The organism is Actinoplanes sp. NPDC051405 (assembly GCF_055586185.1).
In genome coordinates this window covers 126,244-150,676 of record NZ_JBVJIR010000007.1, presented here as the reverse complement: position 1 = coordinate 150,676, position 24,433 = coordinate 126,244, and the positions used below count along the sequence as shown (strand labels likewise).

Sequence of the window (24,433 nt, the reverse complement as noted above, 5' to 3'; positions counted from 1 at the left end):
GACCGCCGGAGGGAACCCCGGACGCGTGCCAGAGAAGACGCCCACCGCCGGTCCCCCGCTCACCGAACCCGACGACCACCTGCCGGTCGGCGTAGCCGGCGGCTCGGCCCTGCCCGCACCGGCGGAGCCCGCCGGCCCTGCGGAGTCATCGGACGACGAGGGCAACGAGAGCGTCGGCACCGTCGTCGTCGCCGGCCTGGCCAACCTGGCCATCGCCGCGGCCAAGCTGGTCGCGGGCATGCTGTCCGGCTCGGCGGCCATGCTCTCCGAGGCCGCGCACTCCCTCGCCGACACGGTCACCGAGGTGTTCCTGTTCGTCGCGCTGCGCCGCGGCACCAAGCGGCCGGACGAGGAACACCCGTTCGGGTACGGCAAGGAAAGCTTCGTCTGGGCGTTCATCGCGGCCCTGTTCACCTTCGTCGGCGGCGCGGGCTTCTCGATCTACCACGGTGTGACGACCATCATCAGCGGCGAGCACAGCGGCGCCTATCTGGTGTCGTACATCGTGCTGGGCGTGTCGTTCCTGGCGGAGGGCACGTCATTCCTGAAGGCGCAGCGGCAGGTGACCGGGGAGTCGAAACGCTGGGGCATCAGCCGCCGGCGGTTCCTGCGGCTCACCTCGGACACGACGGTCAAGGCCGTCTACTTCGAGGACTCGGCCGCGCTGATCGGCCTGATCCTGGCGGCGGTGGGCATCGCGTTGTCCCAGATCACCGGCTCCGAGCTGTGGGACGGCCTGGCCTCGATCGCGATCGGCCTGCTGCTGCTGGTGGTCGCGACCGTACTGGCCCGCGCCAACGTGTCGCTGCTGGTCGGCCGGGCGGTGCCGCGGCGCATGCACAACCAGATCGCCGACGACCTGGCCGGCATCCCGGTGGTGACGGCGGTCCCGACGTTGCTGACCATGCAGCTCGGCCCGGGCGTGATCCTGGTGGCGGCCAAGGTCGACTTCAACGACGACGTCAGCGGGGCGGAGATCGAGGCGGCGTCGGACGAGGCCGAGCGCCGGCTGCGGGCCCGTTACCCGGGCATCCAGTACGTGTTCCTGGACCCGACGCGCGGCCGGGCCGGACGCAACCACCGCGACGGCGGAGTGGACATATAGGGTCGCCGCCATGGTGCGCTGGCGATCAGGAACGGTATCCGCGGTACGACGCGAATGGCGCGGCGCCGTCGAACTCGACGTGACGACGGACGAAGGCCCACTGCGGGCGCTGGCCTACCCGGCCCTGACCGGTACGCCGGAAGTCGGTGACCGCGCTCTGCTGAACGTGGGCGCCCTGGTGATGGGCCTGGGCACCGGCGGCTACGCCCTGGTGGTGGCGCTCCCCGACCGGCTGCCACCGGACCCGCCGTCGACCGGCACCGACCGCGACGCGGGCCACCTGGTCAAGGCCCGCTACACCCCGCTGCAGCCGATCCTGCTGGGCGTCGACGAGGAGGCGTCCCCGCACCGCGAGGTGATGACAACCGCGGAAAGCCTGGACGGCATGCCGGTGGTGACGGCGGACCTGCACTCGGCCCTGCCGGCGGTGCTGGCGGGCATCCACGCGGACCGCCCGGACGCCAAGGTCGCCTACGTGATGACCGACGGCGGCGCCCTCCCGGCCTGGTTCTCCCGCACCCTGGACGGCATGCGCGACCACCTGGCCGGCACGGTGACCACCGGCCAGTCGTTCGGCGGCGACCTGGAGGCCAGCACCCTGCACACAGGGCTCCTGGCCGCCCGGCACGTCCTGTCAGCGGACGTGGCCATCGTGGCGCAGGGCCCGGGCAACCTCGGCACGGGTACGCCCTGGGGTTTCTCCGGAGTGGCCCTGGGCGAGGCGATCAACGCGATCGTGGCCCTGCAGGGCACCCCGGTGGGTTCTCTGCGCATCTCGGACGCCGACGGCCGCGCCCGCCACCGCGGCGTCTCCCACCACAGCGTGACCGCGTACGGGAAGGTCGCCCTGGTCCCGGCGGACCTGGTGATCCCGGACGACCTCCCGACCGACCTGGCGAAGGCGGTGGAGGACGCCCTGGCGCCACTGACGACTCTGCACCGCCTGGTCCGCGTGGCGACCGATGGGCTGGACGCGGCGCTGCTGGCCAGCCCGGTACGGCTGTCCACGATGGGCCGAGGGCTGACGGAGGACCACGCCTACTTCGTGGCGGCGGCAGCTGCGGGCCGGCACGCTGCCACGCTGATTTCCTGACCTCCCACGACGCGCGGTCTTCGCGCGCGACTCGCGTCCCGGCAGCGCACCGCGACGCTGAGCGCGGCAATCGCTCGGGCGGCAGTCGCCCTCAGCGCAACAATCGCTCGGCGCGGCAGTCGCCCTCAGCGCAACAATCGCTCAGCGCGGCAATCCCGCTCAGCGCGGCAGTCGCCCTCAGCGCGGCAATCGCTCAGCGCGGCAATCGCTTAGCGCGGCAATCGCTCGGCGCGGCAATCGCTCGGCGCGGCAATCGCTCGGCGCGGCAATCGCTCAGCGCAACAATCGCTCGGCGCGGCAGTCGCCCTCAGCGCGGCAATCGCTCAGCGCAACAATCGCTCGGCGCGGCAGTCGCCCTCAGCGCGGCAATCGCTCACCGAACTCGACGGCATCATGGCGATCCGGCGCGGCAATCGCTCAGCGCGGCAATCGCGCTCAGCGCGGCTTGCGCAGTGGTGCGGTTTCGCGCGTAGCGCGGAAGGGTGACTCCGCACGGACCTGGCAATCGGCGGGAGCAACGATCAGCACCATGCAACCAGGCACGACCTGATCTTGATCTTCAAGACTTTGATCTTCAAGACCTTGATCTCTCAGCTCTTGATCTTGAAGTCCTCGATCTTCCGGACCTTGATCCGGCAACCCCCCGAACTCCCAGCTCCACCCCTACCGGTCAGCTGGCGGCCAGCGCCGCCTGCAGGATCTCCCCTGCTTCGGCGTCGTAGGCGACCAGCCGCACCGTCTCGACCGCCGTCGGGGTGTCCCTGATCGTGCGGACCGCGATGCCCGCCGCTTCCTCGGCCGGAAAGCCATAGACCCCGGTAGCGATCGCCGGAATTGCCACCGTGCGCGCCCCGACGCGGTCGGCCTCCTCCAGCGAGCGCCGGTAGCACGAAGCCAGCACCTCAGCCTCGCCCTGGTCGCCGCCCTCCCAGACCGGACCGACCGTGTGGATCACATGCCGGACCGGCGGGTCGAGGTCGAAGGCCGGCGTGGCCACCGCGTCGCCCGGATCGAGGGGTGCGAGAGCCGCTCCTGCTTCGGCGAGCCGCGGGCCGGCCGCGCGGTGCACGGCACCGTCCACACCACCGCCGCCGAGCAGGGATTCGTTGGCCGCGGTGACGATCGCGTCCACGGCTTCGCCGGTGATGTCCGCGACCACGATCTCGATGCGCGCCATGACCCCTCGCTCAGGCGGAGTAGATCAGGTAGAGCCAGCCCACCACGATCACGACCAGGATCGTTGTCAGCATCCAGGTCGGGACCAGGTGGTTACCGTGGCGGGCCTCGTAGATCTCGGCGCGAAGGCGTTCGCGGCGACGTTCCACCAGGCTCGGTTTGACGTCCTCGACGGGCTCCTTCGGCTTTTCGCCGGCGGGCTGCTGGTCGGGCTCGGGCGCTGGTGTCGTCATGGCCCGACCAGCCTACCGTTCGCTCACATGCTGGCGATGAGGCGCTCCACCCGCTCGTCGTAGGCGCGGAACGGGTCCTTGCACAGGACCGTGCGCTGCGCCTGGTCGTTGAGCTTGAGGTGCACCCAGTCGACGGTGAAGTCGCGACGTTTCTCCTGGGCGTGCCGGATGAACTCCCCGCGCAGGCGTGCGCGGGTCGTCTGCGGGGGCGTTTCCTTGGCCTCGAAGATCTCGAGGTCGTTGGAGATGCGGTCTACCTGCTTGCGCTTCTCCATCAGGGCGTAGAGGCCGCGGCCGCGGCGCACGTCGTGGTACGCCAGGTCGAGCTGTGCGATCCGCGGGTGCGACATCGGCATCTCGTGCTTGGCCTGGTACCGCTCGATCAGCTTGTACTTCGACACCCAGTCGATCTCGCGGGACACCGGGTCCAGGTCGCCGCTCTCGATCGCGTTGAGCACCCGGCCCCACAGCTCGACGACGCGCTTGGCGGTCGGGTCGCCACCGCGACGCTCGACGAACTCGGTGGCCTTGGCCAGGTATTCCTGCTGGATCTCGAGCGCGCTGACCTCTTTGTTGTTGGCCAGGCGGATCTTGCGGCGGCCGGTGATGTCGTGCGAGACCTCGCGGATGGCCCGGATCGGGTTCTCCAGTGACAGGTCGCGCATGACCACGCCGGCCTCGATCATCCGCAGCACGATGTCGGCGCTGCCGACCTTGAGCAGCGTGGTGACCTCGTTCATGTTGGAGTCGCCGACGATGACGTGCAGGCGCCGGTAGCGCTCAGCGTCGGCGTGCGGCTCGTCGCGGGTGTTGATGATCGGGCGGCTGCGCGTCGTTGCGCTGGAGACGCCCTCCCAGATGTGCTCGGCCCGCTGCGAGAGGCAGAAGACCGCACCGCGCGGGGTCTGCAGCACCTTGCCGGCGCCGCAGATCAGCTGGCGGGTGACGAGGAACGGGATGAGCACGTCGGCGAGGCGCCCGAACTCGCCGTGCCGGCTCACCAGGTAGTTCTCGTGGCAGCCGTACGAGTTGCCGGCCGAGTCGGTGTTGTTCTTGAAGAGGTAGATCTCACCGGCGATGCCCTCGTCGTGCAGGCGCTTCTCCGCGTCGACGAGGAGACCTTCCAGGATCCGTTCACCGGCACGGTCATGGGCGACCAGGTCGGTGACGGAGTCGCACTCGGGGGTCGCGTACTCGGGGTGGGAGCCGACATCGAGGTAGAGGCGGGCACCGTTGCGGAGGAAGACGTTGCTGGACCGTCCCCAGGACACCACTCGGCGGAACAGGTAGCGGGCCACTTCGTCCGGTGACAGCCGCCGCTGTCCCCGGTAAGTGCACGTGACTCCGTACTCGGTTTCGAGGCCGAAAATTCGCCGTTCCATGACGAAACACTAGCCGCACCGGGGGCGTTCGCGGCAGTGACAACGCGCCCTTTCACCGGTGCTATCTGTCATGATCGTCTGTGAAGATCAACTCGCAGGGCCTGGACCTGCGGATACACTCCCGCTTGATGAATCTTCTGGTCACCGGCGGCGCCGGCTTCATCGGCTCCCACTTCGTCCGCGGCGCGCTCACCGACTCACTGCCGGGCCTGGAGGGTGCCCGGGTCACGGTCCTCGACAAGCTGACGTACGCCGGCAACTTCGCGAACCTGGGCCCGGTCGCGGAGAGCAAACGCCTCGACTTCGTACCCGGTGACATCGCCGACGCGGCCCTGATCGACTCGGTGCTGCCCCGCCACGACGCGGTCGTGCACTTCGCCGCCGAATCCCACGTCGACCGCTCGATCCGGGCGGCCGCGGAGTTCGCCATGACCAACGTGGTCGGCACCCAGGTGCTGCTCGACGCCGCGCTGCGGCACGGCACCAGCCGCTTCGTGCACGTCTCCACGGACGAGGTCTACGGCTCGATCAGCACGGGCGCATGGACCGAGCGGTCACCCTTGGCGCCGAACTCGCCGTACGCGGCCACCAAGGCGGGGGCGGACCTGCTGGCGCTGGCATACCACCGCACCCACCAGCTGCCCGTCGTGGTGACCCGCTGCGCCAACAACTACGGGCCGTACCAGCACCCCGAGAAACTCATCCCCCGGTTCGTCACGAACCTGCTGGACGGCCGCACGGTGCCCCTGTACGGCGACGGACAGCAGGTACGGGACTGGGTGCACGTCGACGACCATTGCCGGGGGACGGCGTTGGTGCTGGCGGAGGGGAAGGCGGGCGAGGTCTACCACATCGGGGGGAACCGGGAGCTGACGAACCGTGAGCTGACCGGGATGCTGCTGGAGGCCTGCGGGGTGGGCTGGGACCGGGTGGAGACGGTCGAGGACCGCAAGGGACACGACCGCAGGTACGCGCTGGACGACGAACGGATACGGCGGGAGCTGGGGTACCGGCCGCGGGTGAACTTCGAGGCCGGTCTGACGGAGACGGTGCAGTGGTACCGCGACAACGAGGACTGGTGGCGCCCGCACGTCATCGATTGAGCCTCGGCCCGACCCGCGCCCGTCAGCCTCGCCCGGCCGTCAGATCGGCCCTGGCCCGTGATTCACCCGCGCCCGGGGCAACCGGCTCGCACGGATCATCGCCGCCCGCTCGGCCGGCCGTCAGTCCGACCTCAGCCCGGCCCGGCCGCTCCCCCGAGCCCGGCCACGGCGGGCAAGGCTGGGGGTGCGGCCGGTAGCCCGTCAGGTCAGGAACCGTCGCCGTTGGTGTCGTCGGCCGGCTCGGCCGGGTCAGCCTCGGCCTTGCCCTCCAGGTCAACCGAAGCGGCCGAAACGGTCGGCTTGCCCCCAGCCGGCGCCGGCGGTGCCACATCGCCCGCCTCGCCGACTTCCTTCTCCGGCTCGTCCTTACCGCCCTCGAGCAGCGTGGTCAGCGCAGCGCCCGAGATGCGGCGGAAGGTGCGGCCCTTGCGGTTGCGGTCCAGGACCGCCACCTCGAGCTGGGAGGCGCCCAGCGTACGCGGAGTGCCGTTCTCCCCGCCGACGCTGGCCAGGCCCTCGACCGCCAGCGCCAGGGCGGTCTGCAGGTCCGCCGCGACGTCATGGCGGGACTTGAGCACCGTCGAGATCGCCTCGGCGGAGCCGCCCATCGCCATGAAACCGGGCTCGTCCTGCACCGAGCCGTCGTAGGTGATCCGGTACAGCTCGTCGGCCTCGGGCGACGCGCCGACCTCCGCCACGCAGATTTCCACCTCGTACGGCTTCTGCGTCTCGGAGAAGATCGCACCCAGCGTCTGGGTGTAGGCGTTCGCCAGCGCGCGGCCGGTCACGTCCCGGCGGTCGTAGGCCAGCCCGTTGAGGTCGGCCATCCGCACGCCGGCCCGGCGCAGGCTCTCGAACTCGTTGTAGCGGCCGACCGCCGCGAAGCCGATCCTGTCGTACAGCTCGCTGATCTTGCGCAGCGAGGTGAGGTTCTCGGCGACCAGCAGGACGCCGCCCTCGTAGGTGAGGACGACGGCGGAGCGGCCGCGGGCGATGCCCTTGCGGGCGTACTCCGAGCGGTCACGCTGGACCTGCTCGGGTGAGGCGTAGAACTGCATGGCCACGGGTGGCAACTCCTTCGAAGACCGGATGGCGGGTTTTGGTGCGAGGACCGGTGGGCGATCAGCCGCCCGGGTTCTCCATCCGTCCGGCGACCACTTGCTCGGCCACCGCGTTGATCTCGGCCTCGGTCAGCCGATGGGTGCTGTCCGCCGTCGCGGTCATCACCACCGGGTAGATCTTGCGGGTCAGGTCGGGGCCACCGGTCGCGGTGTCGTCGTCGGCGGCGTCGTAGAGCGCCTCGACCGCGAGGCGGATCGCGTCCTGGGTGCTGACTCCGGGACGGTAACGCTTCTTGAGCGCCGACTTGGCGAACAGCGAACCGGAGCCGATCGCGTCGTAGCCGGTCTCCTCGTAGAGGCCGCCCGCGACGTCGAAGCTGAAGATGCGCCCGACCTTCGACGGGTCGGACGGGGACAGATCGAAGCCCGCGAACAGCGGCACCACGGCCAGGCCCTGCATGGCCGCACCGAGATTGCCGCGCACCATGGCGGCGAGGCGGTTGGCCTTGCCGTCGAGGGACAGCATGGCGCCCTCGATCTTCTCGTAGTGCTCCAGCTCGACCTGGAAGATGCGCATCAGCTCGATGCCGATGCCGGCCGTGCCGGCGATACCGATCAGCGAGTACGCGTCGGCCGGGTGCACCTTCTCGATGTCCCGGCTGGCGATGAGGTTGCCCATGGTGGCGCGCCGGTCGCCGGCCATCACGACGCCCTCGGCGGTGGCGATGGCGACGATGGTCGTGCCGTGCGGCGCGATGTCGGCGGCCATCCCCGGCGGCAGCGGCCGGCGACCCGGCAGCAGCTCGGGGGCCGCTTGGCTCAGGAACTGCGTGAAGGAGGACGTCCCCGCATTGGTGAACACATCTGGAAGACGCCCGGATGGATCAAAACCCGCTGCCACGTGGTTCCTTTCAGATACGTAATAGCCTCGGCGAGGAACACCGGGTTGTCCCGGAACTGCCCCAGGCCGCCGTTGCAGTTGAAGCACAGTATCCCGCGCGCGCGGCCGGAGCGATGATCGCGATCGACGTGTTGAGGATCAACCGCCCGCGGGCGGCCGTTCCCGATCCCACACCGTCGCCTGCCCGTCTTCGACCGCTTCGGCGCACCGCTCGCGGCAGGACGCTTCACCGGTCGTCCCGACGACGGCGTGGAATTCCAGACGCTTCCAGACTCACCCGGCACGGCAAGCCCTCGGCGCGGTCCGATTCAAGAATCGGACATAACGTCTATTGGCCACCCTTTTGTACATAGCCTCGCACGAATTCCTCGGCGTTTTCTTCGAGGACGGAGTCGATTTCGTCGAGCAGGTCGTCGACGTCCTCGGTGATTTCGGCGTGGCGTTCGGCAACCTCAGGGTTGGCCTCGGTGGTGACGTCCTCGATCTCCTCGTCGCGCTTGCCCTTGCCGGACTGCGACTGACCGCCGGTGTCTCGCGTTGCCATGGCTGTCCCCCTTCATGACCCAACCGCTTCGGGTTGGGAAAAACTTACCTCGCGGGTCCGACAGAAACGCCCGTCGGCACACGGGCGTTTCCCCGTCAACGGCTCGTGATCACCTCGAGCAGGTCCTTCGCGGTGTCGCACTTGTCGAACAGGGCGCCGACGTGCTTCTTGGTGCCCCGTTCGGGCTCCATCATCGGGACGCGCACGAGCGATTCGCGCCCCACGTCGAAGATCACCGAGTCCCAGCTGGCCGCGACCACTTCGGACGCGTACCGGGCCAGGCACTGGCCGCGGAAGTAGGCCCGGGTGTCCTCGGGCGGCTCCACCATCGCGCGGCGGGTCTCGTCGTCGTCCAGCAGCGTCTTCATCGAGCCGCGGGCGACCAGGCGGTGGTACAGGCCCTTCTCGGTCCGGACGTCGGAGTACTGCAGGTCGACCAGCTGGAGCTTGGGCGAGGACCAGGTGAGGTTCTCGCGCTCGCGGTAGCCCTCCAGCAGGCGCAGCTTGGCCACCCAGTCGAGCTGGTCGGAGAGCTGCATCGGGTCGCGGCCGAGCTGGTCGAGGACGTCCTCCCAGCGCTGCAGGACGTCCACGGTCTGCTCGTCCATGTCCGAGCCGTAGCGCTCGTCGCAGAACGCCTTGGCGCGCTCGTAGTAGGCCCACTGCAGGTCCAGCGCCGTGAGCTTGCGGCCGTCGCGCAGGCGCATGAGGTGCTTGAGCGACGGGTCGTGGCTGACGGCCTTGAGCTCGGAGACCGGGTCGGCGATGCCGAGCTCGCCGGTGAACACCTTCTCCTCGATCATGTTGAGGATCAGGGCGGTCGTGCCGACCTTGAGGTACGTGGAGATCTCGGAGAGGTTCGCGTCACCGATGATGACGTGCAGCCGGCGGTACTTGTCCGCGTCCGAGTGCGGCTCGTCGCGGGTGTTGATGATGGGCCGCTTCAGCGTGGTCTCCAGGCCCACCTCGACCTCGAAGAAGTCGGCGCGCGAGGAGATCTGGAAACCGGAGCCGCTGCCGTCCTGGCCGATGCCGACGCGGCCGGCGCCGCAGAAGATCTGCCGGGTGACGAAGAACGGCGTCAGGTGCGCCACGATGTCGGCGAACGGCGTCTGGCGGCGCATGAGGTAGTTCTCGTGCGACCCGTACGAGGCGCCTTTGTTGTCGGTGTTGTTCTTGTAGAGCTGGATGCGGTGGGTGCCGGGGATCGTGGCGGCGCGCCGGGACGCCTCGGCCATGACCCGTTCGCCGGCCTTGTCCCAGCGGACGATGTCCAGCGGGTTGGTGCATTCCGGGGTGCTGTACTCCGGGTGGGCGTGGTCGACGTAGAGGCGGGCGCCGTTGGTCAGTATCACGTTGGCCAGGCCGAGGTCCTCGTCGGCGAGCGCGTCGGCCGGGTCGTACGCGGCACCCGAGTAGGTGAATCCGCGGGCGTCGCGCAGCGGCGACTCCTCTTCGTAGTCCCACCGGGCGCGGCCGCCGCGGTTGAGCTCCGGTCGTGCTCCGTAGGCGTTGACCACCTGCGAGGAGGTGACCATCGGGTTGGCGCCGGGCTGCCCGGGCACCGAAATGCCGTACTCGACCTCGGTACCCATGATTCGTCGAACGCTCATGCTGCCACCCCACCCGCCACTGTGCTGCCGTTGCCCATGTATCGAGCCTAGACGCTTCTCTGTCCGTACTCGCACCCGCACGTGCGCACCAGAACACGCAGGGTAGAGATGCACAACGCGGACGAGGGGGCGCGTCGTAGCGCCTCCCCGCCCGCGTCGGGCGTTGCTCGGCTTCCTACAGGTACTGACCGGTGTTGCTGGCCGTCTCGATGGAGCGGCCGGCCTCTGCGCCCTTGCCGCCGGAGACGAGCGTACGGATGTAGACGATCCGCTCGCCCTTCTTGCCGGAGATGCGGGCCCAGTCGTCGGGGTTGGTGGTGTTGGGCAGGTCCTCGTTCTCCCGGAACTCGTCGACGCAGCTGTCGAGCAGGTGCTGCAGTCGCAGGCCCTTCTTGCCGGAGGTGAGGAACTCCTTGATCGCCATCTTCTTGCCGCGGTCGACGATGTTCTGGATCATCGCGCCGGAGTTGAAGTCCTTGAAGTAGAGGACTTCCTTGTCACCGTTGGCGTAGGTGACCTCCAGGAAGCGGTTCTCCTCGGTCTCCGTGTACATCCGGAGCACGACCGCCTCGATCATCGCGGCCACGGTGACGTCCCGGTCGTTGCCGTGCTCGGCCAGGTCGTCGGTGCTCAGCGGCAGGCCGCTGAGGATGTACTTGGCGAAGATGTCCTTCGCCGCCTCCGCGTCCGGACGCTCGATCTTGATCTTCACATCGAGGCGGCCGGGGCGCAGGATCGCCGGGTCGATCATGTCTTCCCGGTTGGAGGCGCCGATGACGATGACGTTCTCCAGGCCCTCGACACCGTCGATCTCGCTGAGCAGCTGCGGGACGATGGTGTTCTCCACGTCGGAGGAGACACCGGAGCCACGGGTACGGAAGATCGAGTCCATCTCGTCGAAGAACACGATGACCGGCGTACCCTCGCCGGCCTTCTCCCGGGCCCGCTGGAAGACCAGGCGGATGTGCCGCTCGGTCTCACCCACGTACTTGTTGAGCAGCTCGGGACCCTTGATGTTGAGGAAGTAGCTGGTGTGCTTCTCCTCGCCGCGGCGCTCGGCGATCTTCTTCGCGAGCGAGTTGGCGACCGCCTTGGCGATCAGGGTCTTACCGCAGCCGGGCGGGCCGTAGAGCAGGATGCCCTTCGGCGGGCGCAGCTGGTGCTCCCGGAACAGGTCGGCGTGCAGGAACGGCAGCTCCACCGCGTCGCGGATCTGCTCGATCTGCGAGTGCAGACCACCGATGTCGGTGTAGTCGACGTCCGGGACTTCCTCGAGGACGAGCTCCTCGACCTCGCTCTTCGGGATGCGCTCGTACGCGTACGCCGAGCGCGGCTCGATCATGAGCGAGTCGCCCGCCCGCAGCTTGGAGACCTGCAGCGAGTCGGCCAGGTGGACGATCCGCTCCTCGTCGGCGTGCGAGATGACCAGCGCCCGGTCGCCCGGACCGCCGGCGGGGTTCTCGAGGACCTCCTTGAGGAGGACGACCTCGCCGACCCGTTCGTAACCGAACGCGTCGACCACGTTGAGCGCGTCGTTGAGCAGGACTTCCTGCCCGCGCTTGAGATCCTCCACCACAAGCGACGGCGAGACCGCCACCCGCAGCTTGCGGCCCCCGGTGAAGACATCGACGGTGCCGTCCTCGTGGGCGGCCAGGAATACGCCGTAGCCGCTGGGCGGCTGGGCGAGCCGGTCAATCTCTTCTTTGAGAGTGACGATCTGGGATCGGGCTTCCTTGAGGGTCGCCACGAGCCGGTCGTTGTTCTCGGTCAGCCGGGCCAGCTGCGACTGCGTTGCCGCGAGCCGTTCCTCGAGCTGCCGGACGTGTCGGGGGCTCTCGGTCAACTTCCGCCGTACCAGAGCGAGTTCTTCTTGCAGGAACGCAACCTGGCTGGAGAGATCGTTGGCCTCTTTCTCCCAACGTGCGGCGCCTGACGCCTCGTCGCTACGTGCCACGTCCCACCTCCCCGGGGGCTCGAACGTCTTGGTGACAACACTAGCCGCTGCGGGCCGGATTTCGACCCATGCAACACCCTCGTCACTGAACCTTGATCGATCGGGCCTGTGGGGTGCACCGGGTGGTCAGGGGGTTCGGGTACCGTCGGAGCGGGCTAGTTGGGGGAGGTGAGCGGTGTCGACACAGACCGACACAGACGAGCTCGAGGTCTGGGTGGATCAGGACCTGTGCACCGGTGACGGGTTGTGCGTGCAGTACGCACCCGAGGTGTTCGAGTTCGACATCGACGGCCTCGCGTACGTCAAGGACAGCGCCGGTGAGCTGCTGCAGAGCCCCGGAGTGCGCACCGGGGTGCCGGCCCGGCTGCACCTCGAGGTGATCGACGCGGCCAAGGAGTGCCCGGGCGATTGCATCCACGTGGTGCGTTCGCGCGACGACGTGGAGATCGCCGGCCCGGACGCCGACTGATCGTTTTCCACCATCCCGCCGGGCCCGATGAAGATCGGCCCGGCGGAGCGGGAAATGTCACAGCGTCGGGCGACCGACCAAAGATGCGACAACCCGGGAGAATTCCTCCAAACGGGCAATCTGCCCGGGGCCGCCGTCGTCGAGGGTCTTACCGAAGCGCAGCGCGTCGTGCCGCAACGCGGCCCGGCCCTCCTCCTCGGCCATGCCGGGCGGCGGCACCGCGTCGTCCACGGAGCTCAGCAGCAGATAGACGTCGATGCTGTCGACCCGGGCCTGCCCGGTCGACGTGCGGGTGAGCCGCCGGCGGCACCCCACCTCGGTGACGGTCGACAGCGGCACCACCCGCAGCGACGAGGTCATCGAGCCGACCGGGCCGTCGCCGGGCGCCACGTCCTCGCCGTGCCACAGCACCAGCCGGCTGCCGTCACAGATGACAACCTCCTGCCAGACGCCGTTGACCTCGTTGACGAAGCGCTCCAGCGTGAAACAGAGCACCGAGGCCCCGCGCAGCACCCCGAACAGGGCGTCGAGCGCCACCTCGGGGTCGCGCAGGTACGCCCGGGCGGCCGAGTCCAGATCCTCGTACGGCGACCAGTCGGGAAAAACCGCCGGCATCTCGTTGCTGCCACCGAACGGCGGAGAACTCATCGCGCCCACCCGTTCCCTCCGCTCTGAGAACCCATCGAAACCCGCGACGGAAACTACCGGATCCGTCCCGGTCCGTCACACCCCGGTATCGTCATCCGTCTCCGCGCGTTCGGCCGCCAGCGCCGCCTGAGCGGCCCTGCGCAGGGCGTACGCCTCGGCGCCCTTGCTCGGCTTGCGGCGCCGCGGCGGCGCCGTCACGCCGGGGGCGAGTTTGCGGGCCGAGACCAGGAACGCGGTGTGCGCGATCATCCGGTGGTCCGGGCGCACGGCGAGACCCTCGGCGTGCCAGTCGCGCACCAGCGACTCCCAGGCCCGCGGCTCGGTCCAGCCACCGCGCTCACGCAACGCCTCGACCAGCTCCGACAGCTGCGGGGTCGTGGCCACGTACCCGATGAAGACGCCGCCGGGGATCAGCGCCCGCTCGACCATGTCGAGGGCTTCCCAGGGGGTCAGCATGTCAAGGACGATCCGGTCGAAACCGGTCCCCTCGGCCTGCGCGACATCGCCGGAGTGCAGGTGCCACGCGGGGTGCGGACCACCGAAGAACGCCTCGACGTTCTTGCGGGCGATCGCCGCGAAATCGTCACGCAGCTCGTACGAGTGCAGCTCACCGCTGCTGCCGACCGCCCGCAGCAGCGAGCAGGTGAGCGCGCCCGACCCGACGCCGGCCTCCATGACCTTGGCGCCCGGGAAGATGTCGGCCATGGCGACGATCTGCGCGGCGTCCTTGGGGTAGATGACCTGCGCGCCGCGCGGCATGGAGAGCACGTAGTCGGCGAGCAGCGGGCGCAGCGCGAGGTAGGCGGTGCCGCCGGCGGAGACCACGACGCTGCCGTCGGGCAGCCCGATCAGCGCGTCGTGCGCCAGTGCGCCGCGGTGGGTGTGGAACTCCTTGCCGTGCTCCAGCACGATCGTGTGCATCCGGTTCTTGGGATCCGTGAGCTGCACACGGTCGCCCTCGCGGAACGGTCCCCGGTGGGCGGGCACGGGCTCGTCGACGACGCTGGTGCTGTCTTGCACGGTCACTGATCGCTCTCTCATCTGCCGCGGACTGGCTATCGGGGTGCTGGCCGGCGGCTCGCGCGGCGCGGCTCCAGCAACTGGGCCAGGTCCGCGACGTGCAGCACGCCGACGACATCCTCCCCGGAGGTGACGACGTACTGCGCACCCGGGTGGGCCTGCACCGCCCGGACCACCTGCTCGCCGGTCAGCCCGAGCGGCAGAGCGGGCACCCGGCCGAGGTCACGCGCGACGGTGTCGACCGCCACCCAGGGCCGTCGCTCGGCGGGCACGGCAGCGGCCCCGGCGGCGTCCACCAGCGCGACGAGCCGGCCGCCGGCATCGGCGACGGCCAGGGCATCCCCGGCCCGGTCGGCCGCACCGGCCCGGCGCTGGGCCTCAGCCAGCGGCGTTCCCGACGGTACGGCGAAAAGCGGCCGCGCGAGGGTCCGCAGGTCGACGAGGGGGAACCGCCGCGTCATCCGCGCGAGCCGGAGCGACTGACCGGCGCCCTGCCACAACGTGAAGACCACCAGCAGGATGAACAACAGTCCGAAAACGGTCAGCAGCTTCAGCGAGTACAGGGTGACCACGGCCATGCCCGTGAGCAGGGCGATGCCCCGCCCGGCCCAGGCGGCGAACTCGGTGGCCCGGTTCCGGTCCTTGAGCAGCGCCCACAGCCCGGCCCGCAGCGCCCGCCCACCGTCGAGCGGCAGGCCCGGCAGCACGTTGAAGATCGCCACGAGGACGTTGCTGACGGCCAGCTGGAAGGCGATCTCACCGGCGACGGTCCGGTCGGGCAGCGCGAACGCGGCGGCCGTGGCGGCAGCGCCCAGCACCAGGGAGACGGCCGGGCCGGCCAGCGAGACCAGCGCGTCGACCCGCGGCGAAGGGGCGTCACGGTCCATCTCCGTGTAGCCGCCGAGCAGTTCCAGCGTGATCCCGCGCACACCGATCCCGTACCGCCGGGCGGTCAGGGCGTGGCCGAGCTCGTGCAGGAGCACGGACCCCAGCAGACAGACCACAAAACCGAAACCGATCGCGTACGCGTACGGCGCGACGAGTCCGAGCTCGGCCTCCACGTACCCGCCGTACACGACGGTGACCAGCACCGCGAGCAGGAGCATCGAAGGGTTGAGATAGAGCGGGATGCCCAGCACCCGCCCGACCACCCGGCCCGGCCGCCGGGCGGGGCGGGTCTGCTGCACGCCGTCGTCCACACGTCGATGCTACGGACCGCGCCTGAGAGGTCCCTGCCGCGGCGGTTTCGTCGTACCCCTCCCCTAGCCTTACCCCCATGACGGCAGAAACGGTTTTGTCCCCTTCCGCGGATCCGCAGCCGCAGCCCGGCTCCGCTCCCGGTCGTGGGGAGCGCCACACGGGGCCGTCGCTGTCACCGTCGCGTGCGGCGGATTTCAAGACCTGCCCGCTGCTGTTCCGGTTCCGCTCGATCGACCGGCTGCCGGAGAAACCGACGCCCGACCAGGTGCGCGGCACGCTGGTGCACGCGGTGCTGGAGAGCCTGTTCGACCTGCCGGCGGCTGAGCGGACGCCGGCGGCTGCGGCGGCGCTGGTGGCGCCGTCTTGGGCGCGGCTGCTGGAGCAGGAGCCGGCGTTGGAGGCTCTGTTCGCCGAAGCCGTCAACACCCCGGCACCCGCCGGGGCCGTTTCTGCCGGCTCGGCCGACGGCGGTGCCGTGTCGGTCGCCGCGCCCGGTGAAACGGCCGACCCAGCGCCGGCCGCCGTGGCTTCGGGCGCCGTGGCTTCGGGCGCCGTAGCGCCGGCCGCCGTAGCGCCGGCCGCCGTAGCGCCGGCCGCCGTGGCTTCGGCCGCCGTGGCTTCGGGCGCCGTGGCCGATCCGCTGCCGGGGCTCGAGTCCGCCGGCGAGGCCGAGCGGATCGCGGCGTTCCTCGCGGGCGCAGGCGACCTGCTGGCCGGCTACTTCGCGGTCGAAGACCCCCAGCGCCTGGAGCCCGCCGAGCGCGAGAGCCTCGTGTCGACCCTGGTCGACGACGAACTGCTGATCCGCGGCTACATCGACCGGCTCGACGTCTCCCCCGCCGGGGACCTACGCGTCGTCGACTACAAGACCGGCGGCGCGCCACGCGAGGCCTTCGAGGGCCGGGCGCTGTTCCAGCTGAAGTTCTACGCCCTGGTGCTGTGGCGCACCCGGGGCGTGGTGCCACGGGTTCTGCGCCTGCTGTACCTGAAGGACGCCGAGATCTGCGACTACAGCCCGGACGCGGCGGAGCTGGAACGCTTCGAACGCACCCTCGTGGCGCTGTCCCAGGCGATCGAACGGGCCAAGCAGGACAAGGATTTCCGCCCGAAGCCCAGCAAGTTGTGCGGCTGGTGCAGCCACCAGGCGTTCTGCCCGGAGTTCGGCGGCACTCCGCCGCCGTACCCGGAGCCCAGGCCGGAGCCGGTCGCCTCGCCCGAAGCGGAGGACGACACGATCACGCTGCCGGTCCCCCGCCAGTCCTGACCCCTCGCCCCGACCCGAATCGGCGCGATCCACCCGACGCGACCACCCAGCGCGGCCCATCCAGCGTGCTTCGCTCCATCACACGACCCGCCCAGCCCGGTCCGTCCTGCGCCATCGCCAGCTCTCCGAAGCGTCTCGTCACCGCAGAACTACCCCAAGCACACCCCATGGCCAGCGCGTCCGAAGGATGACACGTGTGGGCCGTGATCACGGCATGATCCCCTAGGGTGGGCGCGGGGCCGGCCACGGCCCCGAGCAGAGCGGCCACAGCATCAAGGCCGGCTGAGCGGAGAGGCGAAGCGGTGACGGGGGTCAACGGCACGGCTCCGGCCCTGGCGAACGGGCGGCCGGTGCGCGTCCTGCTCGTCGACGATCAGCCGATGCTGCGGTCCGGACTGCGGATGGCCTTCGCCGACAGCGACGGCGTCACGGTTGTCGGTGAGGCCGGTGACGGGCTCGAAGCCGTCGATCTGTCGCGGCGCCTGCTCCCCGATGTCGTGCTCATGGATCTTCGGTTGCCTCGGCTCGACGGGCTGGCCGTGACGCGTGCGATCGTCGAGTCCGGGTTGCCGGTCCGGGTGCTGATTCTGACCACGTACGACGCCGATGAGCAGGTCACCGGGGCGGTGGCGGCCGGCGCCATGGGTTACCTGTGCAAGGACGTGCCGCCGGCCGAGCTGGTTGCTGCTGTCCGTACCGTCGCGGCCGGGGGCGCCGTGGTCGCGCCGGCGATTCTTGCTCGGCTGCTCACTCGCCTGGCCGAGGCTCTGCCCGCGCCGGCCACGACGGCGGCCGCGCCGGCGCTCAAGACGTTGACCGACCGGGAGCGTGAGGTGCTCGCCCACGTGGCCAAGGGTCACTCGAACGCGGAGATCGCCCGGGCCCTCACGGTCAGCGAGACGACGGTGAAGACCCACGTGGGCCACATGCTCACGAAACTCGGCCTCCGCGACCGCGTCCAGGCCGTCGTCCTGGCCTACGAGACCGGCCTGGTCCGCCCCGGCGGCTGACCACCAACCCGACCGATCCGACCGCCGGCCACCGCGCGCATCCGGCAAACCAGGACCCCAAGGACCGCCCGTATCGGGCGCATCCGGCAAGCCAAGACCCCAAGGACCGCCCGTATCGGGCGCGCCGGGACCCGAGGGCCGCCCGCATCCGACGGAACGGGTCAGGCGGCGGCGCGCAGGTCGCCCATCGCCCGGTGCACGTCGATGTCCCCGCTCGCGGTCCGGACCCGCAGTTCCAACGCCGCCTCCCGCACACCCTCCGCCGGCCCGCCCATCGCCAGATCGCTCGTCGTCGATCCGGAGGCCGTGCTCAGATCCAGCCAGACCCCGGTCCCCGCGGCCACCCCGACCGAGACGTCGCCGGATGCCGTTCCCAGGCGGGTCTTGCCCCGGCTGACCACGCCCACCTCGACGTCGCCCGATGCCGTGCCCGCCTCCAGCGACCCGCCGACCCGGCGCAGCACGATGTCGCCGCTCGTCGTGTCCGCCTTGACGTCACCACTGACGTCACCCACCCGAAGGTCCCCGGACGCGCTGCTGATCCGCAGCGACCCACCGACCCGGTTGATCGCCACATCACCGCTGGACGCCTTCAGTGACGCGTCCCCGGTCACCTCGTCCACGGACACATCCGCGGACGCCGTACTCGCCTGGGCGCTCGCCCAGCGACCGGTCGCGTGGACGTCGGCCGACGCCGTCTTGGCGGCCAGCGCGCTGTCCAGCGGCACCCGGACCAGGACCCGGACCTTCGGGGTACGGCGCCAGTCCCACGTCGACTCCGGCCCGTGCACGACCAGCGTGTCCCCTTCCAACGCCACCGTGAAGCGGTCCTCGGCGCCGCTCTCCGGCTCGATCTGCACCTGGATGCCGGGCCGGTTCTCGGCCACCAGTTCCGCCGTGCCGCGCTGCACGCGCAGGGACACCGTCACGGGGGTGGAGCGGTCGAACTCGTACATGGTCTTTTCCCTTCAGATGGAAACAGCAGCTCAGGCTTGGGCGAAGCCGGTGATGCGCTTGCCGGGGCGGCCCCGGCGTGGCGGCTGGGCCGGCGTGCCGCCGGCCGCCGCGGTCACCGCGCGCACGAGCCAGGCGTTGACCGAGATGCCCTCGGCCGCCGCGGAGTGCTCGACGTGGGTCTTGAGCGCTTCCGGCATGCGCAGGGTCAGCCGGGCGAGGTCACCGCCGTCGGGCGGTGGTGCCGGGGCCGGCTGCCCATCGAGGTCGGGCTCCGCCGCCGGCTCGGTGACCACCAGGTCCGCGTCGCGACCGCGGAGACGGACGTCCACCACCGGTCCGTGCAGGCGGGTGGTGATCTCCGCCGCCGCGTCCGACAGCGCCTGCAGCAGAGCCAGCCGGACCGACGCCTCCAGGGCGTGGCCGAGCAGGTCCGCCGCCCGGGTGGTCTCCGGACCACCCGGGGCCGCTGCGGCGCTGAGGTCGCTGCGGAGCGATTCGAGGTACGGCGTCAGGTCCATGACATCAATATGACGTCATCAATGACGTCTGTCAACCGTCACCGTGACGCCAGGGGGTAACCCTGAGCGTTGTCTGGGTGGCACCCCCACCGAAATCTCCGCGTCGGGCTACGCCGCTGGGCGGACGCTTCGGGACGCTCACGCCGAAAGACTGAGCCGGACCACATCGAGCACGTTCTCCTGGGGGCACAGTGACAAGCACGGATTCCCGCGAACCGGCGGCCGCACAGGCCGGCGAGGTCTGGAAGGTCTACGGCACCGGCGAGGCGCGGGTCGTCGCGCTGCGCGGCGTGAGCGCCGAGTTCGAACGCGGCAGGTTCACGGCCATCATGGGCCCGTCCGGCAGCGGCAAGTCGACCCTCATGCACTGCCTGGCCGGGCTGGACACGGTCGACCGCGGTGAGGTGCACGTCGGCGGCACCAAGATCACCGGCATGGGCGACAAGGCCCTCACCCGGCTGCGCCGCGACCGGGTCGGCTTCATCTTCCAGCAGTTCAACCTGCTGCCGACGCTGAGCGCGCAGGAGAACATCCGGCTGCCGCTGGACATCGCCGGACGCAAGCCCGACCCGCAGTGGTGGGACATCGTCATCGACACCGTCGGACTGCGGGACCGGCTCAGCCACCGGCCCAGCCAGCTCTCCGGCGGCCAGCAGCAGCGCGTCGCGTGTGCCCGGGCCCTGATCGGCCGGCCCGATGTCATCTTCGCCGACGAGCCCACCGGCAACCTGGACTCGCGGTCCGGCGCCGAGGTGCTGTCGTTCCTGCGGGCCAGCGTGCGCGAGCACAACCAGACCATCGTCATGGTCACCCACGACCCGGTCGCCGCCAGCTATGCCGACCGGGTGGTGTTCCTGGCCGACGGCGCGATCGTCGACGAGCTCGCCGGCCCGACCCCGGAGAGTGTCCTGGACATGATGAAGCGCCTCGACACGCACGCCGAACCGGTGATGCTCTGATGCTGCGCGCGACCCTGAAGAGCCTGCTGGCCCGCAAGCTGCGGCTCATCCTCTCCGGGCTCGCCGTCGTGCTCGGCGTCATGTTCGTGGCCGGCGCGTTCGTGGTCACCGACACTCTGAGCAAGTCGTTCGACTCGCTGTTCGCCAGCGCGTACTCCACGACCGACGTCGGCGTCACGGCCAAACCCAAGGTCGAGGTCTCCGAGTTCGAGGGCGAAGAGGTCATCACCCCGCTGCCCGCGTCCGCCCTGGCGCAGGTGCGGGGCGTACCCGGTGTGAAGAGCGCGACCGGGCTCGTCGACGCCGACGGCGCCCGGGTGATCGGCAGCGACGGCAAGGTCCTCACCTCGGTCGGCCCGCCGCGCATCGGCTCGGCCTGGACCGGCACGGACGACCTGCTCCAGCTGCGCGAGGGCCGCGGGCCCACCGCCGACAACGAGTTCGTGGTGAACGCGACCGTGGCCAAGGCCGCCGGCATCAAGGTCGGCGACCGGGTCGGCGTGCTCACCCTGGAACCGAAGAAAGAGTTCACGCTGGTCGGCATCTACGGCTACAGCGGCAACCGGGACAGCCTCGGCGGCGTGCAGGAGGTGGCCTTCACCGAACCGGTGGCCCAGAAGCTGATGCTGGGCAAGACCGGGGTCTACAGCTCCATCCGGGTGCAGGCGGAGCCGGGCGTGACGCCGGAAGCACTGCGCGACCGGATCTCGGCCACCCTCGGCGCCGGCTACGTCACCAAGACCGGTGACCAGCTCGCCGCCGACACCGCCGCCGACCTGCAGGCCGGGCTCGGCTTCTTCACCAACATCCTGCTCGGTTTCGCCGGCGTCGCGCTGTTCGTCGGGATCTTCCTGATCCTCAACACGTTCTCGATCATCGTCGCGCAGCGCACCCGGGAGCTGGCGCTGATGCGGGCGCTGGGCGCGAGCCGCCGTCAGATGATCGGCTCGGTGCTGGTCGAGGCGGTGGTCATCGGCCTGATCGCCTCGGTGCTCGGCCTGGCGGCGGGTGTCGGGGTCGGCGCGCTGCTGGCGTACCTGTTCAATTCCTTCGCCGGTGGCGGCATGCAGCTCGGCACCGTCGGGGTGCCGGCCACCGCGATCATCAGTTCGTTCGTGGTCGGGGTCCTGGTGACCGTGGTCGCCGCGGTCCTGCCCGCGCTGCGGGCGTCGCGCATCGCACCGGTCGCGGCCATGCAGGACGTGGCGACGCCGGACCGGCCGCTCACCAAGGTCAGCGTGGCCGGCGGCCTGGTGACCGCGGCGGGTGCGACCGCCCTGGGTCTGGGGCTGTTCGCCGACCTGGGCGACGCCACCCTCTGGACCATCCTGACCGGCGTGCTGGTCTCGTTCATCGGCATCGCGCTGCTCACGCCGCTGATCAGCCGCCCGGTCGTGTCCGGCATCGGCCGGCTCTTCTCCTGGTCGCTGCCGGGGCGCCTGGGCCGGCTCAACTCGGGCCGCAACCCGCGGCGCACCGCGATCACCGCGGCCGCGCTGATGGTCGGCATCGCGCTGGTCACCGGCGTCACCGTGGTCATGGACTCGGCCAAGGCGAGCCTCAAGGCCGAGGCGGCCACGATCCTCAAGGCCGAGGTCGTCATCAGCGGCGACCAGAACGGCCCGCGGCCGCCGACCTACGACCCGGCGGTGCTGCGCGACACGGCGAAGATCCCGGGGGTACGGTCGGTCGCCGGCCTCTGGAACGACCAGGTCACGATCGACGGCGAGAACCACTACGTGAACGCCACCGACAACGTGACCGCGCTCAAGGACGCGTTCGGCAACACCGCGGTCGGGATGCCGGACACCTTGCGCGACGACCAGCTGGCCGTCAGCGTGGAGGAGGCGCAGGACTACGGCTGGCAGGTCGGCACCAAGGTCACCCTCCAGCCGGCGCGCGGCGATCCGAGCCAGTACACGATCGTGGCCACCTACCCGGAGGACCGCATGCCGGGTGACTACATGCTGCCGGTCGCCACGGCCAAGGACTTCGGCATCACCCAGCCGACCATGGGCTTCGTCCGCCTGGCCGACGGTGTCGCGGTCAGCCAGGTGCTGCCGCAGGTCAAGACGCTGCTGGCGGACAGCCCGGAGGTGTCGGCGCAGGACGCGCAGGCGTTCGTGGACCAGCAGGCGGCCACCTTCGACACCCTGATCACGATGATCCAGATCCTGCTGGCGCTGGCCATCCTGATCGCGGTGCTCGGCGTGATCAACACCCTGGCGTTGTCGGTGCTGGAACGCACCCGCGAGCTGGGGCTGCTGCGGGCGGTCGGCCTGGGCCGGGCGCAGACGATGCGGATGGTGACGGTCGAGGCGGTGGTGATCTCCGTCTTCGGCGCGCTGCTCGGCGTGGTCGTCGGCGCCGGCATGGGTACGGCGGTGACCCGCGCGCTGAAGAGCGACGGCATCACCGAGCTGGTGCTGCCGTGGGAGCGGATGGGCACCTACCTGGTGCTGGCCGCCCTGGTCGGGGTGATCGCCGCGGTCCTGCCGGCGATCCGCGCCGCCCGCCTCAACGTCCTGGGCGCCATCGCCCACGACTGAGCACAACCGCCGAGCCCGCGCCGAACCCGGTGCGGGCTCGCGCGGTGCGCGAGGCCAGACAGAGCGCGAGGCTCGGGTAGAGCGCGGCCCAGACAAAGCGCGGCCCAGACAGAGCGCTCAGACACAGCGCGGGGCGCAGACAGAGCGCGGGGCTCAGGCGGTGGCGGAGGCGAACAGCGTCGCCAGGAAGGCCGGGTCGACGCCTTCCAGCGAGTCACGCAGGTGCACCCCGTCGGTCGGCGGCAGCTCCAGCTCGGCCGGCACGGCCAGCACCGCCGCTCCCGACGCCACGGCGCTGGCCATGCCCGTCGGTGAGTCCTCGATCGCCACGCACTCCTCGATCCGTACCCCGAGCAGCTCGGCCGCCGTGCGGTACGGCGCCGGGTCCGGCTTCGGGGCCGACACCTCGTCGCCGCAGACCACGACGTCGAAATTCTCCCGGCCCAGGGTGTCCAGCGCGACCTCGACGAGCCGGCGCCCGGTCGAGGTGACCAGCGCCGTCGGCAGTCCCGCCGCGCGGACCGCGCGCAGCAGCTCCAGCGCTCCCGGGCGCCAGATCAGCCCCGCGGCGAACAGCTCCTCGACGCGGTGCTCGAGCCACGCCACGTCGGCGGCCTCGTCGCGGTCCGGCTGGGCCAGGTCCTCGCGCAGGATCCGCATCGAGGTGGCCATGCTGCTGCCGATCATCGCCAGCCGGGCCGGCTCGGTCAGCTTGCCGCCGGCGTGTTCGGCCAGCTCGTACAGCGCGACGTCCCAGACCTTCTCGCTGTCGACCAGCGTGCCGTCCATGTCGAAGAGCACCGCAGCCGGTTGTGTGCGTGTCAGGGCAGGCCTCCCGAGCCGTACGTCAGATGTCCTGCCCATTGTCCCCGCCGGCCGGCCGTCACGGGCGCCGGTGTGACCGCTACGACACGTCGCAGGGCTCCAGGGACCGCCGGTAGCCGTTGTTGAAGGACCTGGTCCGCTGCTTGGCCGAGCCGTGCGCGCCCTCGGCGAACCACGGCTGCCCCGGGTCGTCGCCGACCGCCTCCAGGCCCCGGGCCAGCTCTTCGAGGTCACCGTCGTCGAGCCGGAGGGAGCCCTTGCGTTCGGTGTCGCCGATGTACGCCCCCGCCATGCAGTCCGCCTGCAGCTCCAGCTCGATGGTGAACTCCTTCTGGATGCCGAGCCGCCGCTGGATGGCGTGGGCGTACTCGTGGCCGAGCAGGTAGAAGATGAACGCGTCACCGATCTGGCGGAACGCGGCGAACGCCCAGTTGATGTCGTACGCGATGAAGTCACCGGCCGAGCAGTACGCCGCGTTGTTGAGCCCGAGCCCCTGCCCGCCGCACTCGACCTCGCCCTCCCGCTCGTACGGGATCAGCTGCGCGATCGGCTCGAAGTCCAGTCCCGAGGCCTTGAACTGCGCTTTCCAGTACGCCTCGGCGACCCGTTCGGCGTCTCCGACGTCAGCCTTGAACTCCTCCGGGGTGTCCGTGCCGTCCGGATCCTCACCGCCGGCCGTCCGGGTCGCCGCGGGAGCTTGGTCACCGCCCGCGTTCTCGGGGGCCGAGACACATCCGAGGGCAATCAGCGCCACCACCACGGGGACCAGCGGGAGCAGACGGGTGCGGCGCGGTACCGGCATGCGGGTCCTCCGAGGGGCTGGCGTGACCGGGATACACCAACGATACG

The 24,433-nt window shown here is 70.4% G+C and carries 24 protein-coding genes; 8 read left to right on the top strand and 16 right to left on the bottom strand.

Annotated elements, in window-relative coordinates; all coding sequences use genetic code 11:
• Positions 1-109 precede the first annotated feature (109 nt).
• Both ACZ6S4_RS17255 and ACZ6S4_RS17250 read left to right on the top strand, forming a co-directional pair.
• The gene (locus tag ACZ6S4_RS17255) at positions 110-1,105 is read left to right on the top strand and encodes a cation diffusion facilitator family transporter (RefSeq protein ID WP_465476090.1); all 996 of its coding nucleotides are present in this window, start codon (positions 110-112) and stop codon (positions 1,103-1,105) included.
• Between the two features lie 10 nt (positions 1,106-1,115).
• The gene (locus ACZ6S4_RS17250) at positions 1,116-2,198 is read left to right on the top strand and encodes a DUF3866 family protein (protein WP_465475879.1); all 1,083 of its coding nucleotides are present in this window, start codon (positions 1,116-1,118) and stop codon (positions 2,196-2,198) included.
• Between the two features lie 670 nt (positions 2,199-2,868).
• On the opposite strand, the gene ACZ6S4_RS17245 is transcribed toward ACZ6S4_RS17250, so the two are convergent.
• Genes ACZ6S4_RS17245 through pafA form a run of 3 tightly spaced genes read right to left on the bottom strand, consistent with a single transcriptional unit; the run spans position 2,869 to position 4,989 of the window.
• Positions 2,869-3,375, bottom strand: a complete 507-nt coding sequence (locus ACZ6S4_RS17245; protein ID WP_465475878.1) for a macro domain-containing protein — start codon at positions 3,373-3,375, stop codon at positions 2,869-2,871.
• Between the two features lie 10 nt (positions 3,376-3,385).
• Entirely contained in the window at positions 3,386-3,607 is a 222-nt protein-coding gene (locus tag ACZ6S4_RS17240; RefSeq protein WP_465475877.1) for a hypothetical protein, read from the bottom strand.
• A 23-nt stretch (positions 3,608-3,630) separates the two neighbouring features.
• Positions 3,631-4,989 (bottom strand): Pup--protein ligase, encoded by a 1,359-nt coding sequence (gene pafA, locus ACZ6S4_RS17235; RefSeq protein WP_212989214.1) that lies wholly within the window; start codon positions 4,987-4,989, stop codon positions 3,631-3,633.
• Positions 4,990-5,117: 128 nt separating this feature from the next.
• Here pafA and rfbB point away from each other — a divergent pair, with 128 nt between their 5' ends.
• The gene (gene rfbB, locus ACZ6S4_RS17230) at positions 5,118-6,092 is read left to right on the top strand and encodes a dTDP-glucose 4,6-dehydratase (RefSeq protein WP_465475876.1); all 975 of its coding nucleotides are present in this window, start codon (positions 5,118-5,120) and stop codon (positions 6,090-6,092) included.
• Positions 6,093-6,298: 206 nt separating this feature from the next.
• Here the strand turns inward: rfbB and prcA are convergent, their stop codons facing one another.
• From prcA to arc, 6 genes are all read right to left on the bottom strand, one after another.
• Positions 6,299-7,156: a proteasome subunit alpha gene (gene prcA, locus ACZ6S4_RS17225; RefSeq protein ID WP_465475875.1), complete on the bottom strand. Its 858-nt coding sequence runs from the start codon at positions 7,154-7,156 to the stop codon at positions 6,299-6,301.
• A 58-nt stretch (positions 7,157-7,214) separates the two neighbouring features.
• On the bottom strand, positions 7,215-8,054 hold the full coding sequence (gene prcB / locus ACZ6S4_RS17220) for a proteasome subunit beta (protein WP_212989211.1): 840 nt from the start codon (positions 8,052-8,054) through the stop codon (positions 7,215-7,217).
• The gene (locus ACZ6S4_RS17215; protein WP_465475874.1) at positions 7,973-8,284 is read right to left on the bottom strand and encodes an endonuclease domain-containing protein; all 312 of its coding nucleotides are present in this window, start codon (positions 8,282-8,284) and stop codon (positions 7,973-7,975) included. The genes prcB and ACZ6S4_RS17215 overlap by 82 nt, the downstream gene beginning before the upstream one ends.
• A gap of 98 nt (positions 8,285-8,382) precedes the next feature.
• Positions 8,383-8,598 carry a ubiquitin-like protein Pup gene (locus ACZ6S4_RS17210; RefSeq protein ID WP_106124861.1) on the bottom strand — a complete coding sequence of 72 codons (216 nt, stop codon included), beginning with the start codon at positions 8,596-8,598 and terminating at the stop codon, positions 8,383-8,385.
• Positions 8,599-8,693: 95 nt separating this feature from the next.
• A complete protein-coding gene (gene dop / locus ACZ6S4_RS17205) occupies positions 8,694-10,211 on the bottom strand; it encodes a depupylase/deamidase Dop (protein ID WP_465475873.1) in 1,518 nt (505 codons plus the stop codon).
• 175 nt (positions 10,212-10,386) lie between these two features.
• Positions 10,387-12,165 (bottom strand): proteasome ATPase, encoded by a 1,779-nt coding sequence (gene arc, locus ACZ6S4_RS17200; RefSeq protein ID WP_360815963.1) that lies wholly within the window; start codon positions 12,163-12,165, stop codon positions 10,387-10,389.
• 175 nt (positions 12,166-12,340) lie between these two features.
• On the opposite strand from arc, the gene ACZ6S4_RS17195 reads away from it, so the two are divergent.
• Positions 12,341-12,634 carry a ferredoxin gene (locus ACZ6S4_RS17195; protein WP_212989209.1) on the top strand — a complete coding sequence of 98 codons (294 nt, stop codon included), beginning with the start codon at positions 12,341-12,343 and terminating at the stop codon, positions 12,632-12,634.
• 57 nt (positions 12,635-12,691) lie between these two features.
• On the opposite strand, the gene ACZ6S4_RS17190 is transcribed toward ACZ6S4_RS17195, so the two are convergent.
• The 3 genes from ACZ6S4_RS17190 to ACZ6S4_RS17180 form a co-directional block, all read right to left on the bottom strand.
• Positions 12,692-13,282, bottom strand: a complete 591-nt coding sequence (locus ACZ6S4_RS17190; protein ID WP_212989208.1) for a hypothetical protein — start codon at positions 13,280-13,282, stop codon at positions 12,692-12,694.
• Between the two features lie 75 nt (positions 13,283-13,357).
• A complete protein-coding gene (locus tag ACZ6S4_RS17185; RefSeq protein WP_465475872.1) occupies positions 13,358-14,323 on the bottom strand; it encodes a tRNA (adenine-N1)-methyltransferase in 966 nt (321 codons plus the stop codon).
• A 14-nt stretch (positions 14,324-14,337) separates the two neighbouring features.
• On the bottom strand, positions 14,338-15,408 hold the full coding sequence (locus tag ACZ6S4_RS17180; protein WP_465476089.1) for a M50 family metallopeptidase: 1,071 nt from the start codon (positions 15,406-15,408) through the stop codon (positions 14,338-14,340).
• Positions 15,409-15,578: 170 nt separating this feature from the next.
• Between ACZ6S4_RS17180 and ACZ6S4_RS17175 the strand changes: the two genes are divergently transcribed.
• A complete protein-coding gene (locus ACZ6S4_RS17175; protein ID WP_465475871.1) occupies positions 15,579-16,766 on the top strand; it encodes a RecB family exonuclease in 1,188 nt (395 codons plus the stop codon).
• 380 nt (positions 16,767-17,146) lie between these two features.
• Positions 17,147-17,776, top strand: a complete 630-nt coding sequence (locus ACZ6S4_RS17170) for a LuxR C-terminal-related transcriptional regulator (protein WP_465476088.1) — start codon at positions 17,147-17,149, stop codon at positions 17,774-17,776.
• 161 nt (positions 17,777-17,937) lie between these two features.
• On the opposite strand, the gene ACZ6S4_RS17165 is transcribed toward ACZ6S4_RS17170, so the two are convergent.
• Together ACZ6S4_RS17165 and ACZ6S4_RS17160 are read right to left on the bottom strand one after the other, a co-directional pair.
• The gene (locus tag ACZ6S4_RS17165) at positions 17,938-18,732 is read right to left on the bottom strand and encodes a DUF4097 family beta strand repeat-containing protein (RefSeq protein WP_465475870.1); all 795 of its coding nucleotides are present in this window, start codon (positions 18,730-18,732) and stop codon (positions 17,938-17,940) included.
• 30 nt (positions 18,733-18,762) lie between these two features.
• A complete protein-coding gene (locus ACZ6S4_RS17160; RefSeq protein ID WP_465475869.1) occupies positions 18,763-19,251 on the bottom strand; it encodes a hypothetical protein in 489 nt (162 codons plus the stop codon).
• A gap of 191 nt (positions 19,252-19,442) precedes the next feature.
• Here ACZ6S4_RS17160 and ACZ6S4_RS17155 point away from each other — a divergent pair, with 191 nt between their 5' ends.
• Positions 19,443-20,210, top strand: a complete 768-nt coding sequence (locus ACZ6S4_RS17155; RefSeq protein WP_465475868.1) for an ABC transporter ATP-binding protein — start codon at positions 19,443-19,445, stop codon at positions 20,208-20,210.
• The gene (locus ACZ6S4_RS17150; RefSeq protein ID WP_465475867.1) at positions 20,210-22,759 is read left to right on the top strand and encodes an ABC transporter permease; all 2,550 of its coding nucleotides are present in this window, start codon (positions 20,210-20,212) and stop codon (positions 22,757-22,759) included. The genes ACZ6S4_RS17155 and ACZ6S4_RS17150 overlap by 1 nt, the downstream gene beginning before the upstream one ends.
• A gap of 153 nt (positions 22,760-22,912) precedes the next feature.
• On the opposite strand, the gene ACZ6S4_RS17145 is transcribed toward ACZ6S4_RS17150, so the two are convergent.
• Together ACZ6S4_RS17145 and ACZ6S4_RS17140 are read right to left on the bottom strand one after the other, a co-directional pair.
• The gene (locus ACZ6S4_RS17145) at positions 22,913-23,560 is read right to left on the bottom strand and encodes an HAD family hydrolase (protein ID WP_465475866.1); all 648 of its coding nucleotides are present in this window, start codon (positions 23,558-23,560) and stop codon (positions 22,913-22,915) included.
• A 103-nt stretch (positions 23,561-23,663) separates the two neighbouring features.
• Positions 23,664-24,386 (bottom strand): neutral zinc metallopeptidase, encoded by a 723-nt coding sequence (locus ACZ6S4_RS17140; protein ID WP_465475865.1) that lies wholly within the window; start codon positions 24,384-24,386, stop codon positions 23,664-23,666.
• Positions 24,387-24,433 lie beyond the last annotated feature (47 nt).